Raw genomic sequence first — 14,860 nt, forward strand, 5'->3', positions numbered from 1 at the left:
GGAGCTTTTATCGTTTACTAAATAAACATGCCGGCAATCGCCGCGCTGAGAAGGTTTGCGAGTGTTCCCGCAATAACCGCTCTTAATCCGAGGCGCGCAATGTCCGAACGGCGGCTTGGGGCCAAACCGCCCAGTGTGCCGAGCATAATCGCAATCGAAGAGAAGTTGGCAAATCCGCACAGCGCAAAGCTGATAATCGTAGACGTTTTTTTAGAAAAGTCCGCAATATGCGGACCGAAGTTTGAATAAGCGACAAACTCATTCAGCACAAGTTTCTGTCCGATATAGCTTCCCGCTCCGAGCGCTTCATGCCAAGGAACGCCGATTACAAATGCGATCGGTGAAAACACGTAACCGAGAATGGATTCTAATGTAATATGTTTGAAACCGAACCAGCCGCCGATTCCGCCGAGAATTCCGTTCACTACGGCGATGAGCGCGACAAACGCAAGCAGCATGGCGCCGACATTTAGAGCAATCTGAAGGCCAGTGGACGCGCCTTTTGCCGCTGCATCAATCACATTAGCGGCGCCTTCGCCTTCTTCGTCCATATTAAAATCGCCTTTTATCGTCTGCGTTTTTTCCGTTTCAGGTATTAAAATTTTTCCGAACACGAGACCGGCGGGAGCCGCCATAAAGCTGGCCGCCAGCAAGTATTCGATCGGAATGCCTAACAGGGCGTAACCGAAAAGCGTCGAACCCGCTACAGCCGAAAGGCCGCTCGTCATAATCGTAAACAGCTCGGAACGGGTCAATCCCGCAATCAGCGGTTTAATGGCAAGCGGTGATTCAGACTGTCCGACAAAAATATTCGCAGCCGCCGCAAGCGATTCCGTTCTGCTTGTCCCAAGAAGTTTTGACAGTCCGCCTCCGATGACGCGAAAGATGAGCTGCATGATTTTCAAGTGATACAAAACGGCAATCAGCGCTGAGAAAAAGATAATGACCGGCAGAACGCTCAGCGCAAAAGCCGGGCTGCTGCCCACTTTTAACAGCGGGCCAAAAATAAAGCTGATGCCTTCGTTCGCATAATCAATGAGAAGCTGCACACGGCTTGAGAACCATAAAAATACGGCCCGTCCGGCGTCCCACTTTAATACGATGAATCCGAAGGCCATTTGTAAACATAAACCAACAATGACGGTTCGCAGGTTAATTTTGCTTTTCTTCTCTGATAACAAAAAAGCAATGGCTAATATAGCAACTGCCCCGAGCAGCCCCCAAACGATATTCAATGAATCCACCTCTAAAATTTTATTTAAAAAAAGTCTTTATTAAGATAACAATATTTATTTTTGCTGTCTACAAATTTTTTATTTTGCCAAAACCCGGGGCGCAATAAAAAAGAGACCCCGTTCGGAGCCTCTGATTAAAACATCGGATTTTCTTCTATGAATGTATATATGTTGTCAACCAGTTCAGCAGGCGTGCCTCCCGTGACCACTTCGCCGTTGACCAGGGCGAACAGGGACTCCATGCATTTCCCGCAATAGCTTAAACAGCCGTATTCAAGCACGTCCAAGTTCGGATCCTTCTCTAAGATCTCAAATGCTTCCTGGGAACCGCGCGCTAAATTGCTGACACAGAATTCAATCATCGGATTCATGCGGTTTCACCTCACATATGTACATTATCCTAACGGAATTTCCTCTATTCGTCAAAGATCCGGTTTCACGCTCAATGTTATCGTAACATATTAATTCAGGTTAAAGGTTTTACTATTACGTGTTTTCTGGTCAATTTGTAGGTTATTTTAAAACTATTATTGTGGTTTTAGATCAAATTCGATATAATTCTAGATGTTATTTTACATAGTTCGTTATTTTGTAACAACATTGACTACCATATTTTTCGGGCAAAAGGGGAATCATTATGAAAAAATTGGTCTTGATCGGCGGGGGTTACGGAAACATGCGGGTGCTGCACCGCTTACTGCCGAACCAGCTTCCGTCAGATATATCCATCACGCTGATTGACAGAAACCCGTATCACTGCTTAAAAACAGAATATTATGCGCTCGCCGCCGGCACGATTTCTGATCATCATATCAGGGTGTCTTTTCCTGAGCATCCGAATCTGGATGTTCAATACGGTGAGGTGGCTTCCGTCGACACGAAAAACAAACAGGTTCTGTTTCATGACCGCGAACCGATTTCTTACGATGACGCGGTGATCGGACTGGGCTGCGAGGATAAGTATCATAACGTGCCCGGCGCGCCGGAACATACTTACAGCATTCAGACCATTGATCAGTCACGCGAAGCCTATCAAAAGCTGAACAACCTCGGCGCCAATGCATCTGTCGCTATCGTCGGAGCGGGATTAAGCGGCGTGGAGCTTGCCAGTGAATTAAGAGAGAGCCGTGACGATCTGAAGATTATGTTATTTGACCGGGGCGACCTGATTTTATCAAGCTTTCCGAAAAGACTCAGCAAGTATGTTCAGAAATGGTTTGAAGAACACGGCGTCGCCATTATCAATAATGCGAATATTACAAAAGTGGAAGACGGGATCGTTTATAATCATGATGAAGGAATAGCGGCCGATGCCATCGTGTGGACGGCGGGAATTCAGCCGAATAAAGCCGTCAGAGAACTGGACGCTGAAAAAGATCCGCAGGGGCGCATCATTTTAACACCGCATCACAACCTTCCGGGCGATGAGCATGTTTACGTCGTCGGTGATTGCGCGAGCCTGCCGCATGCGCCGAGCGCCCAGCTGGCTGAAGCACAGGCGGAACAAATTGTGCAGATCCTCCTGAAACGCTGGAACAATGAAGAGCTGCCGGAAACAATGCCGCAATTTAAGCTGAAAGGCGTTCTCGGTTCACTCGGAAAAAAAGCGGGCTTCGGTCTTGTCAACGACCGTCCGCTCATCGGGCGTGTGCCCCGTTTATTAAAATCAGGCCTTTTATGGATGTACAAGCATCATAACGGCTGATAAGAAAAAAGCCGCTGATTGCGATCAGCGGCCATTTTTAAGAGCCCGCAACATAGCCGCGCTTTTCCATTTCTTCATATATATCTTTTAAATGCGGATTCCCTTCCCCCACAATGACATCCTCCACCAGCACGAGCGGATAGAAAAATTCATCGTTTCTGATGCGCTCCGCAAGCTCTTCTGTCTCCTTTTGCTGAGGCGGTGCGTCAATATCAATATACCGCATGTGTAAAGGCTGCTCCGGATATTTCCGTTGCAGCGCCGCCTCCAGCCATTCAAACGTATCTTTGGCGCTCGGCATATTCACGCAGCTTGCGCAAAGCGTTTCAGCGCCGTAAACACTGAGCGTAACCGGCTTTGTCATGTATATCATCCCCTTTACACCAGTATACAAAGGACGGGGCAGCTTTTGTATAAAAAACGGTTTTTATGTTCAAGTTTAAATATGCTATAATGGGGAAAGCAGCTTTGCAAACCAAACATTAGATTTTTACCGTTACTGTGAATATAATGGTTTTATGTATATGAAAGGAGCGAATCTCATGACTGAGGTTGAAATGAAAGAGCAAGTACAGGAAGTATTGGATAAATTACGTCCGTTTCTGCTTCGTGACGGCGGTGACTGTGAGCTTGTTGATGTAGACGAAGGCATTGTAAAGCTTCGCCTCCTTGGCGCATGCGGCAGCTGCCCAAGTTCAACGATTACGCTGAAAGCCGGAATCGAACGCGCCCTTCTTGAAGAAGTACCGGGTGTCGTTGAAGTAGAACAAGTATTTTAATCATAAAACCAGGCTGCATGACAGCCTGGTTTTTTATTTTTTACAAATAGTCATCGAACCATGAACAAATATAACGGATGCGTTTCATCCGCTGTTCCGGATGGCCGCTTCTCGACAGCTCATGCGTGGCTTTCGGAAACCGGATGAACGACGTCGTTTTGTTCAGTTTCTTCAATGCGGTAAAGAGCTGCTCCGCCTGCTCTATCGGACAGCGGTCATCTCGCTCACCATGCAGGATCAAAAGCGGCGTCGAAACGCGGGACGCATATTTTACAGGAGAACGATCCCAAAGCTTATCCGCTTCCTCAAACAAATCATGTCCGAGCTACCAGTCAGTAAAAAAGAAACCGATATCGCTGACACCGTGGAAACTGAACCAATTTGAAATGGAGCGCTGCGTGACGGCTGCTTTAAAACGGCCGGTCTGCCCGACAATCCAATTCGTCATAAACCCTCCGTAGCTTCCGCCCGTCACACCGAGACGGCCGCTGTCAATAAACGGATACGCCTGAACGGCTTCATCCACCGCCTGCATGACATCACGGTAATCTCCGCCTCCGTAATCACCCCTGACACGATTGACAAAATCCTGCCCGTAGCCGTAGCTTCCTCTCGGGTTGACATACACGACAGCATATCCTTGTGCGGCCAGCACTTGGAATTCGTGAAAATACGTATGGCCGTACATCATGTGAGGCCCGCCGTGTATGTATAGAATGAGCGGATAAGTTTGATCCTCTTCAAAAACGGCGGGCTTTAAAAACCAGCCGTTTACCGTCAGCCCGTCCTTTGTTTCATATTGCAGCTTTTCCGGCACGGATATGATGCGCTCCTCAATAAACCGATCATTGTCGGATGTCAATTGCTTCTCTTCCCCATCTTCGAGCGAAATGCTGTAAAGCTCGGAAGGCTGTGCGGGTTTGGCAATGACAGCGATACAGCTTTTCTGATCAGGATGAAAAGCAAAACCGTTCACATACTCTTCTTCTAATCGGATCGGATATACGAGGCCGTCAATCGAGATATAATAAATACCGGTGCTTCCCTGCTCGCTCCCGAGAACGTAAAAACCCTGCCCGTCGTTTGTCCATACCGGCCGAGGCGTCACTCCTCCTATGATTGAATCCGCAATCAGCGCATCGCTCAAATGAACATCCAGCATGTCGGTCAGGCAGGACAGCCGCTCAGTTTTCACGTCGTACAGCCACGCTTTCTCTAAAGTCGCATTGCGAAATTCATTTTCATGGCCCAGCATCGCGATATAAGAACCGTCCGGTGAAAACACGCAGGAACCGAAAGAACCGCGGTGAGGCGTAATCTGCTTCAGGCTTCCATCCGCCAGATTCATCAGATAGACATCGCTCGGCTTTCCGGCGTCACCCGGCTCGCATAAATTGGCTGTAAACGCAAGCTGCCTGCCATCCGGTGAAAAGGCCGCGCCATAATGATCCGCTTCATGATCCGTCAGCTGCCGAATCTCCCCCGTTTCAAGATGAATCAGCACAAGCTGGGCCCAGCTTCCGTTCAGCAGGCCTTTCCCGTCACGTTTATATGTTAATGACTGAATGTCAACCGGCTCATACTCGTCATGCTTCTTTTTTTCTTTCTCATCGGCGCGCTCCGCTGATGTCAGACTGACGGACACAAGCACGGATCTGCCGTCGGGCGCCCATATCGGATCTGATACGCCCCAAGGAATATCGGCCGCCTGCTTTGCCTCTCCGCCGGCAGCGTTGATGATGTACAGCTGAGGGATGCCGTTCTCCCTGTCAGAAACAAAGGCGAGGCGCCGTCCGTCAGGTGACCACCGCGGACTTGTATTTCTGTTGTCCCCGAAAGTCCACGGGTTTGAGATGCCGGATTCTGTGTCATATACCATAATGGCTGAGGAATAGGAATCACGCTTATGATTGACTGTTGTCCGGACGTAAGCGGCTCTTCTGCCGTCAGGGGCATATTGCGGGTCTGTCACAGATACGAGAGTCGCAATGTCCTCCTCGGTTATGAGTTTTTTCAATCGTTTCTCCTCCTTTTCTTTTTTATTTCGCTTCCCTAAATAAAAATCCTTCTCCAGAAAAAGAAAGCGTCCTTCTCTGATGGGAAGAACGCTTTTTTATCATTATACACTTTTCACCTGTTCTAAAGGATTCCGTTCAATTACGCTTCCTTCTGACGGGACGGTAAGCGCCGCAATCTCACAGTGGGGGAAATGCTCAGAAAGCTGTTTTCTCAGCTCTTCTCCCTTTCCTTTTTCAATTAGGACAAGAATCGTCGGTCCCGCTCCGCTCAGCGCCGTTCCGTAAGCGCCTTTCATTTCGGCCGCATGTTCCACCTTTGAAAGCTCAGGAACAAGCATGGCGCGGTACGGCTGATGGAGGATGTCTTTTCTCATCATTTTCCCGGCGAGCGCCCAGTCATTTGACATGATCGCAGCAACGAGAAGGTTGCTGACGGCGCTTGCTTTAACGGCGTGCCGGTACGGCAGCTCTTTCGGGAGCACGTCTCTTGCGTCCCTGGTCAGAACTTCGTAAAACGGAATCACTGCCACAACGTCGATATCCGCTTCGGCAACACGCACGATATGTGTTTCATCTTCTTCGTGAAGGCCGATCACAAGCCCTCCTGCAAGAGAAGCAGCGGCATTATCAGGGTGTCCCTCTTCAAGACTGGCTAAGTGCAGCTTGTCGCTTTCAGACAGCTGCAGGCCGCATAACTCATCCGCAAGCTCAATGGCGGCGACGATAGCGGCCGCGCTGCTTCCGAGACCCCGCGCAAGGGGGATGTCACTCCACACTTTGACATGGGCGGGCGGCAGCTCTTTCTGATAGCGGTCAGCCGTCCGTTTGGCGACTTGATAGATGAGGTTGTCCGTTCCTTGAGGGATGCCCGCGACAGTTTCGGTTTCCGCCGAGAACTGCCATTCATCGTTTCGGAAAACCGAAAGCTTCAAGTACCTGCTGAGCGCCATCCCGATGGAATCAAACCCAGGCCCTAAGTTGGCGGTGCTTCCCGGAACCGTAATGGAAAACAGCATCTCCGCCTCATTCATACACGCGCCGCTCCATTTAAGTATTCCAGGATACTGTCCTCATCTGTCGGCAGCGTAATCGGTTTTATGTCAGATACGTCTACAGCCGTGTTCGGATCTTTCAGGCCGTTTCCGGTCAAAACTGCGACAACCTTGCTGCCTTTTGGAATTTCACCGGATTTTACCTGTTTCAAAACGCCGGCGATGGATGCACAGGAGCCCGGTTCGGCAAACACGCCTTCTTCACGGGCAATCAGCTGATAAGCGTGAAGAATGTCTTCATCTGTGACTTCATCAATTTTTCCGGCTGATTCTTCCGCAGCGAGCACCGCTTTGTCCCAGCTGGCAGGATTCCCGATTCGGATTGCCGTCGCAACGGTCTCTGGATTTTTAATGACTTCGCCGCGGACGATAGCCGCAGAACCTTCCGCCTCAAAACCGCGCATCTTCGGAAGTCCGGTGCCGTTTTTCTCATGGTATTCTTTGAACCCTTTCCAGTAGGCCGTGATATTCCCGGCGTTTCCTACCGGGATCGCCAGAATGTCCGGCGCTTCGCCGAGCTGTTCGCATACTTCAAAGGCCGCTGTTTTTTGCCCTTCAATCCGGTAAGGGTTTACTGAATTCACTAATGCAATCGGTGATTTTTCGCAAATCGACCGGACGATGGCCAGCGCGTCGTCAAAGTTTCCGTCAATCGCGATGATTTCCGCACCGTACATGACGGCCTGCGCAAGTTTTCCGAAGGCGATTTTTCCGTCCGGGATGATGACGATGCATTTCATGCCGGCTCTCGCCGCGTATGCCGCAGCTGCCGCGGATGTGTTCCCTGTAGAGGCGCACATGATGGTATCATTGCCTTCTTCTTTCGCTTTGGCGACCGCCATGACCATGCCGCGGTCTTTAAAGGATCCCGTCGGATTAACGCCCTCTGTTTTCACATGCAGTTCAATTCCGAGCTTTTCGGAAAGTTTCGGCAGGTGAATCAGCGGCGTGTTGCCTTCATGCAATGTCAGGGCCGGCGTCTGATCCGTCACCGGCAGAAATTCTTTATATTGATGGATGAGTCCTTTCCACATTAGCTCCAACCGTTCCCTTCTACGCGATATGTGCTTTTTACTTCTTGTACGACTTCGAGGTCATTTAAGTTTTGCAGAATGTCACTGAAATCTTCTTCCGATGTATGATGCGTGACGATGACGATTTCCGCGAGGTCGTCATGGCCTTTGATCGGCAGCTGCAGAATTTTTTCAAAGCTGACGCCGCGCTCTGAGAAGGCCGATGTGATTTTTGAAAAAGAGCCGACCTGGTCTTTGACGTGAATTCTTAAAAACTGCTGGGCATAGATATCAGACGGCTGCTTCAGATTTCTTTCAAACTGCGGGGCGACAAAGCTGTTTCCGTTTACGCCGAGACGCATGTTTTTCATGACTGCGACCAGATCGGAAACGACCGATGTCGCAGTCGGCATGCTTCCGGCTCCGGGGCCGTAAAACATCGTTTCGCCGACAGCTTCTCCGTACACGTAAACGGCATTAAACTCGTTATGCACCGCAGAGAGCGGATGATGATCCGGCAGCAGTGTCGGCTGAACGCTGACTTCGATTTTATTGTCATCACGCTGGGCGATGCCGATCAGCTTCATCGTATAGCCGAGCCGTTTGCTGAAGCTGATGTCTTCATCCGTTATCCGGGAAATTCCTTTTACTTTGACATCGTCCAGATCGACATTCATAGAGAAGCCGAGACGGGCTAAAATCGCCATCTTGCGCGCGGCATCGAGCCCTTCTACATCGGCGGTCGGGTCCGCTTCCGCGAATCCGAGATCCTGCGCTTCCTTCAGCACTTCTTCATACGGGCTTTTTTCTTTAATCATTTTCGTTAAGATGAAGTTCGTCGTTCCGTTGACGATTCCCATCATTTTTGTGATCCGGTCAGAGGAAAGGCCTTCTTCGAGCGTGCGTAAAATCGGGATTCCGCCGGCGACACTCGCTTCATAATACAAGTCACAGCCATTTTCCTTTGCGGCGGCTAAAAGCTCTGACCCGTATACAGCGATCAGATCTTTATTTGCGGTCACAACATGTTTTTTCGCTTTCAAGGCATCAAGAAGATATTGCTTCGTCTGTTCGACACCGCCGATGACTTCAATAATCACGTCGACTTCAGGGTCATCGATCACATCATAGACTTCTGTCGTCAGCACTTCTTTCGGCAGGTCTGCGTCTCGTTTTTTATCAATATCTTTAACTAGCACTTTTTTGATCGTCACCGGACAGCCAACCTGGTGCATAAGCTTATCCTGATGATCTTGTATAATTTTGACGACTCCGCTTCCCACGGTTCCCAGTCCTAACAGTCCAATACGAATCGCTTCCAAAGAGAAACTCCACCTTTCTTCCTTTTGTCCACTAGAAAAGGACAATTGTTAACCCTTCACAGACATTTAAGTTACAAATATTATATAAGCCCGCATTTGTTTTGACAAGCGGCTGAATATTGTTTCTACGGCTATGAAAACGCTTAACACACTGATATGACAAGATTCCCTATTTTCTAAATATTTTTACGTCATATTTTCTTACGAACTGATTCCTTTCCCGAGCCACGCCACAGGCGGGACAAAAACCTGCGCCGACCTGACATTCATCATGTTGTGACATGTCTGTAAAAACTGTTCATAGCGGGTGCAGTCGGCAAGAATGTAGTCAAGCTGCTCTTCGTAATACTGTTTTTCAGAATCATGAGAAATGTAATAGCTCTCCACCGTCTCGAAGAAATGGAGCGGAAACAGCAGGCGGCTGTAAAACAGGCGTTTGGAAAAGGAGGATAACGGCGTAACTTGCTCATATTCCTGCAGAAACAAAAACCCATCTTTGAGCAGGTCGTCACGATGATACAAATATGTGCTGCGCATATATTCCGCAATATCACGGGCAGCATGGTCGAATACCCAATCGCCCGGAATGCGGATCAATGATTCCTCCGACCAGGTATCCCGTTCCATCCGCTGATGGCAGATTGTCCCCGAGTCTTCTGCGCCGGGATTGTCATCCAGCTCCGTATCCACTAAATATTGAATGGCGTTTTCCGCTAAGCCTGAATAATAAGGAAATGCTTCGATCATTTTCTTTTCGAACGGTTCAAGCGGAGACATATGAATTTTCTGCATCCAGAATGATTCCAGCTGATCCACCCGTTTTCCCCATAAGTCCTTCCATTGGCCGATCCTGCCCGCTTCTTTCACTTCGTACGGATAACCCCGCCCTTTTCTGTGAAATTCGGCAAGCTCCCCTCCGACAGAAAACGACCGGTTTGAGACGGGAATCGGCGCTTTTAAGAGCGCATACGTTTTGCCTTCGTCCTCAAAGGTCAGTTCTCCTTCCTTCGTAAAGATAAACACTGAAACGTATGGGTCACTTTGTTCTTGTAAATACTGACTCATGTAGTAAAGCTCCGTCAGCTCTGATTGCGAAAACCCGGAAACGGGAATTATAAGAAAGAAGGAATTAGGCGTCTGGAAGCATTGGTATTTCTGATAAACGGAAAGCTGTCTGACGTGGATGCCGTACTTTTCTTTAATGATGCTTTTCATCATAATCACCTGCCTGAAAAATTAGAGCTATTCACATCGTAGTCATACGCCGGCGGAATTATGAATACATATTGTAATCCTTTGAATCAAGTGGAGAAACATCGTACACATCGGAAGAGTGTTGTATAAACTAGTAAAAAAAGATTGGGTGAAGCAAATGTCAGAAAAGGAACAACTGAATCAGGTGGAAGCTGTCGCCAGGGCGCGTTTAAAAGAACGGGGGGTTGAGACGGACGATATTGCCGAGCTGGTGTATTTCCTTCAAAAAAAATATCATCCTGATTTGACGATGGAAGTATGCAGGCTCAATGTGGATCGTGTCATCGCAAAACGCGAAGTGCAAAACGCCATTTTAACGGGAATAGAATTAGATGTGCTCGCCGAACAAAAAAAGCTGTCTGAACCGCTTCAGACCATTCTGGCGATTGATGAAAGCCTGTATGGGGTTGACGAGGTGCTCGCCTTCTCTATCGTGAATATATACGGCTCAATCGGCTTTACGAATTACGGCTACATTGACAAAGAAAAACCCGGTATTCTCGGGCGGTTAAATGATAAATCTACGGGCGAATGCCATACGTTTCTTGATGATATCGTCGGCGCAATCGCAGCAGCGGCTTCAAGCCGGCTTGCTCACAGCGCAAGAAATACAGAATAAGGACGGCCGTCATGGCCGTCCCTTTTTTTATAGATGTTCAATCCATTCGGTTAAAGAGTCAATCGCATATGTCGGCTTTTGGCCGTAATCTGCCATATGCTCACGCTTTGTCACTCCGGTGTGAACCAGCAGCGTATCCATGCCCGCATTGATGCCGGCCATAATATCCGTTGCATAGTTATCGCCGACCATGAGTGTTTCGGAAATATCCGTTCCGAGCACACGCATCGCCTGTTCCATAATTATGGATTCAGGCTTGCCGATAAAGACAGGCTCAACGCCCGTTGACACCGTCAAAACGGATGTGAGCGAACCGTTCCCTGGTAAAAGCCCTCTTTCAGTCGGAATGGCGACGTCGCCGTTTGTTGAAATGAACCGGGCGCCGTTTCTGATCGCAAGGCATCCCGTTGCCAACTTTTCATATGTAATGCCGCGGTCGATTCCCACAACGACAAAGTCCGCGTTTTCTTCTCCGAAGCTCAGCCCGTTTTCTTCAATGGCCTGACGGATGCCTTCTTCGCCGATCACATACACCGACGCGTCTTTTTTCTCCTGGGCGATATGCTGCGCAGTCGCCATGCTCGTCGTGAAGACCTGCTCTTCAGATGCCGGAATGTCAAAGCTCATCAGCTTGTCCGCCACCTGCTTCGGCGTCCGGGAAGAATTGTTCGTCACGAATAAATACGGAATGCCGCGCGCTTTAAGCGTTCTCACGAATTCACACGCTTCTTCGATTTTTTCCGTCCCGTTGTACATTGTGCCGTCCAAATCTATCAAATATCCTTTATAATCCTTCATACTCAACACTCCTGTGGATTTTCTCACTCGTTGTTATTTAAATGCGGAAACAGGCCCTAATTCTGTTTCCAGGTAGGTTCTTACACGGGCCGGAAAGGCTTTCAGCACATCTCTGTTTGACGTGATCAGCGTAAACAGCTCCTGATGATCGGCGTGCTGATATTCCTGGACAAGCTGCTTTCTGGAAGAGATCAGTTGCTTCAGCTTATTTCCTTCATCCTCAGCTACCACCTTTTCATCCGTCAGAATATCCATGATGTCGTCATAACTCCCCGGATCGCGCATGATAAAGCCGTCAATCATATCATTTCCGACATCGAGAATGCATTCGATCATAAGATGGCTGATCCGCTCAAGCGCCCTTTTTTCGATCTCGCTCTCCCATGCAGGCGTGCTGTCAAACAGCGCCAGCTGGGTCTCAAAAAAACGGAGTGTTTGTTCGATATTATTTCTGTCAACAAAATACACGTGACAGCATCCCCTTCTGCATCAATTATTTTCTGATTCGTTTTAAAACAAAATACGCGCAGCCGAAATTGCAGTATTCGTAAATGTATTCGTCCAATGTGCTGATTTTCGTTTCAAAGGTTGCTTTTTGATTCTGGTCATCAAAGAAGCCTTTGAGCCGCAGCTGACTGTATCCCCAGTCTCCCACAATGTAATCATATTTATTTAATATGTCCGAATAGCGGGCTTTGAACGCTTCTTCATTAAAGCCGTTTTTAAAATCGTGTACGAGTTCAAACTCGGCATTTTGAATAAGAATCATGTCTTCACCTCTTTTATCACTCTTTACTATCATAATTCATTGACTTCTGTCCATCAATTGCAAAATGAGACGGTTCGGACGAACGGAGAATTTTTCCTCTTTATATCCAGTGTAGCGGTTCAGACGATCCTTATTCAAGAATGACTTTTTCCCTGCAAAAACGGCTCCATCACAAAAAACCCAAAACCTGCGGCGTTTTGGGTTTTTTCGGCTTATCTTATGCTTGGGCCTGGCGTTTTTTAGACGCTTCGTTCACTTGTTCATCCGCATGGTAGGAAGAACGGACAAGCGGGCCTGCTTCACAGTGGCTGAAGCCTTTTTGCATCGCGATTTCTTTCAATTCGGCAAATTCGTCCGGATGATAATATTTTTGGACTTTTAAATGTTTTTTCGACGGCTGCAGGTATTGGCCGATCGCCATGATGTCGACATTGTTCGCAAGCAGGTCGTCCATCACTTCAATAATTTCTTCCTTCGTTTCGCCGAGACCGATCATAATGCTTGATTTCGTCGGGATGTCAGGCTGCATTTCTTTCGCACGGCGCAAGAATTCCAAAGAACGGTCATATGTTGCGCGGGCCCGGACTCTCGGTGTCAGGCGGCGGACGGTTTCAATGTTGTGGTTCAGAATATCAGGACGGGTATCCATTAATGTTTTCAGGTTGTCGTAATTTCCGCCCATATCGGATGGCAGCACTTCAATTGTCGTGAACGGGCTTTTTCTGCGGATCGCCCGGACCGTTTCCGCAAAGACGCCTGCTCCGCCGTCTTTCTGATCATCACGCGCTACGGCCGTGATGACGGCGTGTTTTAAATTCATCAGCGCGACGGAATCAGCTACGCGTTCCGGTTCCTGCAGATCCAGCTCAGTCGGCAGTCCCGTTTTTACAGCGCAGAAACGGCATGCTCTCGTACAGACGGAACCGAGAATCATGAACGTCGCCGTACGTCTGACAGCCCAGCATTCATGGATGTTCGGGCATTTTGCTTCTTCACATACGGTATGCAGATTATTTTCACGCATTAATTTTTTCAGACCCGTATAGTTTTCATTCGTGTTCAGCTTTATTTTGAGCCATTCCGGCTTTCTCAGATGCTCGTCTTTCTTTGCCATTTCCCCATCATCTCCATTATCCCTTTATTCATGTTCGTGTGCGAAAAATTTCTATTTCACGATGGATATAAAACTTGCGGATTTCTATTCAATAGTCACTTTAACATAGGAAAAATTTCTCGACAAGGGAAGAGAATTACTTACATTTTCTCGGATTGTTGCCGCAAACTATTTGTATTCAATCCTGAAAGGAGATCATGTTGTGAAAGTTCTGTTATCTGCTCTTCTCCTTTTTTCAGTTTTCTGTCCGGCTGCAAGCGGGAAAGAACAATCGGCTCCTGTTTACGGCGAACGGATGCAGTTGTACCGCAAAGCCGAAGCAGTCACGCAGATTCCTTGGTATGTGCTTGCGGCGGTTGATCAATATGAAGAAAATGTCCGCTCAAACCGAAAGGATCTGCCGGAAAAAGCGGGAATCATCAGCATTTATATTCCGGATCATTTGTGGAGCGGCCCTGAAAATCCAAATCCTAAGGACGATGCGCCTCTCAGCATTAAAGTATTTGACGGGATCGGCCTGGACGGCGACGGCGACGGAAAAGCCGAGGTAAGCAATGATGAGGATATCCTTTATACATTTGCTCAGTATTTAGCGGGATTCGGAACCGATCTTGACCATATCCGCATCGGTCTCTGGAATTATTACCGCCGTGATCAGACGGTCGGCATTATCACCGAATTCATGACACTGTTTAAAACGTTCGGCCGCCTAGATCTCGGAGAGCACGCTTTTCCGCTTCCCGTGAAGACGGATTACAGCTACCGCAGCACATGGGGCGCCGCACGGGGTTTCGGCGGGCGCCGGATTCACGAAGGAACGGATCTGTTCGCTCATTACGGGCTCCCCGTCAGATCGACCTGCTACGGTATTGTTGAAATGAAGGGCTGGAACCGTTTCGGCGGCTGGAGAATCGGCATCAGGGATATCAATAACACGTATCACTACTTCGCTCACCTGAACGGCTTTGCAAAAGGTGTGCATAAAGGCCAGATCGTCAAACCCGGAGAGGTGATCGGCTCTGTCGGCAGTTCCGGGTACGGACCGCCGGGCACCGCGGGAAAATTCCCGCCGCATCTTCACTACGGGATGTATAAAGATAACGGCAGATCGGAATGGTCTTTTGATCCGTATCCCCATTTAAGGGCATGGGAACGAAAAGAAATCCGCAGGAAAAAGTAAAC

15 protein-coding genes and 1 pseudogene are annotated in these 14,860 nt (G+C 48.4%); 4 read left to right on the forward strand and 12 right to left on the reverse strand.

Annotated features, from left to right (window positions below; translation table 11 throughout):
* Positions 1-17: 17 nt before the first annotated feature.
* Both JNUCC21_RS16885 and JNUCC21_RS16890 read right to left on the reverse strand, forming a co-directional pair.
* Complete coding sequence (locus tag JNUCC21_RS16885; RefSeq protein ID WP_012118346.1) at positions 18-1,235, reverse strand: NupC/NupG family nucleoside CNT transporter; 1,218 nt, start codon at positions 1,233-1,235, stop codon at positions 18-20.
* A 134-nt stretch (positions 1,236-1,369) separates the two neighbouring features.
* Positions 1,370-1,606, reverse strand: coding sequence for a YuzB family protein (locus JNUCC21_RS16890; RefSeq protein WP_369878351.1), 237 nt, complete (start codon positions 1,604-1,606; stop codon positions 1,370-1,372).
* A 266-nt stretch (positions 1,607-1,872) separates the two neighbouring features.
* Between JNUCC21_RS16890 and JNUCC21_RS16895 the strand changes: the two genes are divergently transcribed.
* Positions 1,873-2,940: an NAD(P)/FAD-dependent oxidoreductase gene (locus tag JNUCC21_RS16895; RefSeq protein ID WP_025285213.1), complete on the forward strand. Its 1,068-nt coding sequence runs from the start codon at positions 1,873-1,875 to the stop codon at positions 2,938-2,940.
* Between the two features lie 37 nt (positions 2,941-2,977).
* Here JNUCC21_RS16895 and JNUCC21_RS16900 read toward each other — a convergent pair whose 3' ends face one another.
* Positions 2,978-3,304: a YuzD family protein gene (locus tag JNUCC21_RS16900; protein ID WP_369878352.1), complete on the reverse strand. Its 327-nt coding sequence runs from the start codon at positions 3,302-3,304 to the stop codon at positions 2,978-2,980.
* 79 nt (positions 3,305-3,383) lie between these two features.
* On the opposite strand from JNUCC21_RS16900, the gene JNUCC21_RS16905 reads away from it, so the two are divergent.
* On the forward strand, positions 3,384-3,719 hold the full coding sequence (locus tag JNUCC21_RS16905; RefSeq protein WP_169510385.1) for a NifU family protein: 336 nt from the start codon (positions 3,384-3,386) through the stop codon (positions 3,717-3,719).
* Between the two features lie 40 nt (positions 3,720-3,759).
* Here the strand turns inward: JNUCC21_RS16905 and JNUCC21_RS16910 are convergent.
* The 5 genes and pseudogenes from JNUCC21_RS16910 to yutH all read right to left on the reverse strand — a co-directional run bounded on the left by JNUCC21_RS16910 (position 3,760) and on the right by yutH (position 10,342).
* Positions 3,760-5,736 (reverse strand): annotated as a pseudogene (locus JNUCC21_RS16910) (prolyl oligopeptidase family serine peptidase).
* A 102-nt stretch (positions 5,737-5,838) separates the two neighbouring features.
* Complete coding sequence (gene thrB, locus JNUCC21_RS16915; RefSeq protein WP_025285215.1) at positions 5,839-6,768, reverse strand: homoserine kinase; 930 nt, start codon at positions 6,766-6,768, stop codon at positions 5,839-5,841.
* On the reverse strand, positions 6,765-7,823 hold the full coding sequence (thrC, locus tag JNUCC21_RS16920; RefSeq protein ID WP_007408726.1) for a threonine synthase: 1,059 nt from the start codon (positions 7,821-7,823) through the stop codon (positions 6,765-6,767). Before thrC ends, thrB begins: the two co-directional genes overlap by 4 nt.
* Positions 7,823-9,124 carry a homoserine dehydrogenase gene (locus JNUCC21_RS16925; RefSeq protein ID WP_003151938.1) on the reverse strand — a complete coding sequence of 434 codons (1,302 nt, stop codon included), beginning with the start codon at positions 9,122-9,124 and terminating at the stop codon, positions 7,823-7,825. The genes thrC and JNUCC21_RS16925 overlap by 1 nt, the downstream gene beginning before the upstream one ends.
* A 201-nt stretch (positions 9,125-9,325) precedes the next feature.
* Entirely contained in the window at positions 9,326-10,342 is a 1,017-nt protein-coding gene (gene yutH, locus JNUCC21_RS16930; RefSeq protein WP_094031251.1) for a spore coat putative kinase YutH, read from the reverse strand.
* Positions 10,343-10,496: 154 nt separating this feature from the next.
* Between yutH and JNUCC21_RS16935 the strand changes: the two genes are divergently transcribed.
* Entirely contained in the window at positions 10,497-10,997 is a 501-nt protein-coding gene (locus JNUCC21_RS16935; protein ID WP_003151934.1) for a phosphatidylglycerophosphatase A, read from the forward strand.
* Between the two features lie 27 nt (positions 10,998-11,024).
* On the opposite strand, the gene JNUCC21_RS16940 is transcribed toward JNUCC21_RS16935, so the two are convergent.
* The 4 genes from JNUCC21_RS16940 to lipA all read right to left on the reverse strand — a co-directional run bounded on the left by JNUCC21_RS16940 (position 11,025) and on the right by lipA (position 13,678).
* Positions 11,025-11,795: a TIGR01457 family HAD-type hydrolase gene (locus JNUCC21_RS16940; RefSeq protein ID WP_007408728.1), complete on the reverse strand. Its 771-nt coding sequence runs from the start codon at positions 11,793-11,795 to the stop codon at positions 11,025-11,027.
* Between the two features lie 33 nt (positions 11,796-11,828).
* Entirely contained in the window at positions 11,829-12,263 is a 435-nt protein-coding gene (locus tag JNUCC21_RS16945; protein WP_020956293.1) for a DUF86 domain-containing protein, read from the reverse strand.
* Positions 12,264-12,288: 25 nt separating this feature from the next.
* The gene (locus JNUCC21_RS16950; protein WP_003151928.1) at positions 12,289-12,564 is read right to left on the reverse strand and encodes a YutD family protein; all 276 of its coding nucleotides are present in this window, start codon (positions 12,562-12,564) and stop codon (positions 12,289-12,291) included.
* Between the two features lie 217 nt (positions 12,565-12,781).
* Positions 12,782-13,678, reverse strand: coding sequence for a lipoyl synthase (gene lipA / locus JNUCC21_RS16955; RefSeq protein ID WP_003151923.1), 897 nt, complete (start codon positions 13,676-13,678; stop codon positions 12,782-12,784).
* A 202-nt stretch (positions 13,679-13,880) separates the two neighbouring features.
* Here lipA and lytH point away from each other — a divergent pair, with 202 nt between their 5' ends.
* Positions 13,881-14,858 (forward strand): L-Ala--D-Glu endopeptidase, encoded by a 978-nt coding sequence (gene lytH, locus JNUCC21_RS16960; protein WP_015418142.1) that lies wholly within the window; start codon positions 13,881-13,883, stop codon positions 14,856-14,858.
* The last annotated feature ends 2 nt before the right edge of the window (positions 14,859-14,860 follow it).

Source organism: Bacillus sp. JNUCC-21 (assembly GCF_041222765.1).
Taxonomy (GTDB): domain Bacteria; phylum Bacillota; class Bacilli; order Bacillales; family Bacillaceae; genus Bacillus; species Bacillus velezensis.

Bases quoted from the DNA above. Each gene is read 5' to 3' on its own strand.
- JNUCC21_RS16950 (WP_003151928.1), bottom strand. From the start codon at position 12,564: ATGATTCTTATTCAAAATGCCGAGTTTGAACTCGTACACGATTTTAAA.
- thrB (WP_025285215.1), bottom strand. From the start codon at position 6,768: ATGAATGAGGCGGAGATGCTGTTTTCCATTACGGTTCCGGGAAGCACC.
- JNUCC21_RS16940 (WP_007408728.1), bottom strand. From the start codon at position 11,795: ATGAAGGATTATAAAGGATATTTGATAGATTTGGACGGCACAATGTAC.
- lipA (WP_003151923.1), bottom strand. From the start codon at position 13,678: ATGGCAAAGAAAGACGAGCATCTGAGAAAGCCGGAATGGCTCAAAATA.
- JNUCC21_RS16935 (WP_003151934.1), top strand. From the start codon at position 10,497: ATGTCAGAAAAGGAACAACTGAATCAGGTGGAAGCTGTCGCCAGGGCG.
- JNUCC21_RS16890 (WP_369878351.1), bottom strand. From the start codon at position 1,606: ATGAATCCGATGATTGAATTCTGTGTCAGCAATTTAGCGCGCGGTTCC.
- JNUCC21_RS16900 (WP_369878352.1), bottom strand. From the start codon at position 3,304: ATGACAAAGCCGGTTACGCTCAGTGTTTACGGCGCTGAAACGCTTTGC.
- JNUCC21_RS16895 (WP_025285213.1), top strand. From the start codon at position 1,873: ATGAAAAAATTGGTCTTGATCGGCGGGGGTTACGGAAACATGCGGGTG.
- thrC (WP_007408726.1), bottom strand. From the start codon at position 7,823: ATGTGGAAAGGACTCATCCATCAATATAAAGAATTTCTGCCGGTGACG.
- yutH (WP_094031251.1), bottom strand. From the start codon at position 10,342: ATGATGAAAAGCATCATTAAAGAAAAGTACGGCATCCACGTCAGACAG.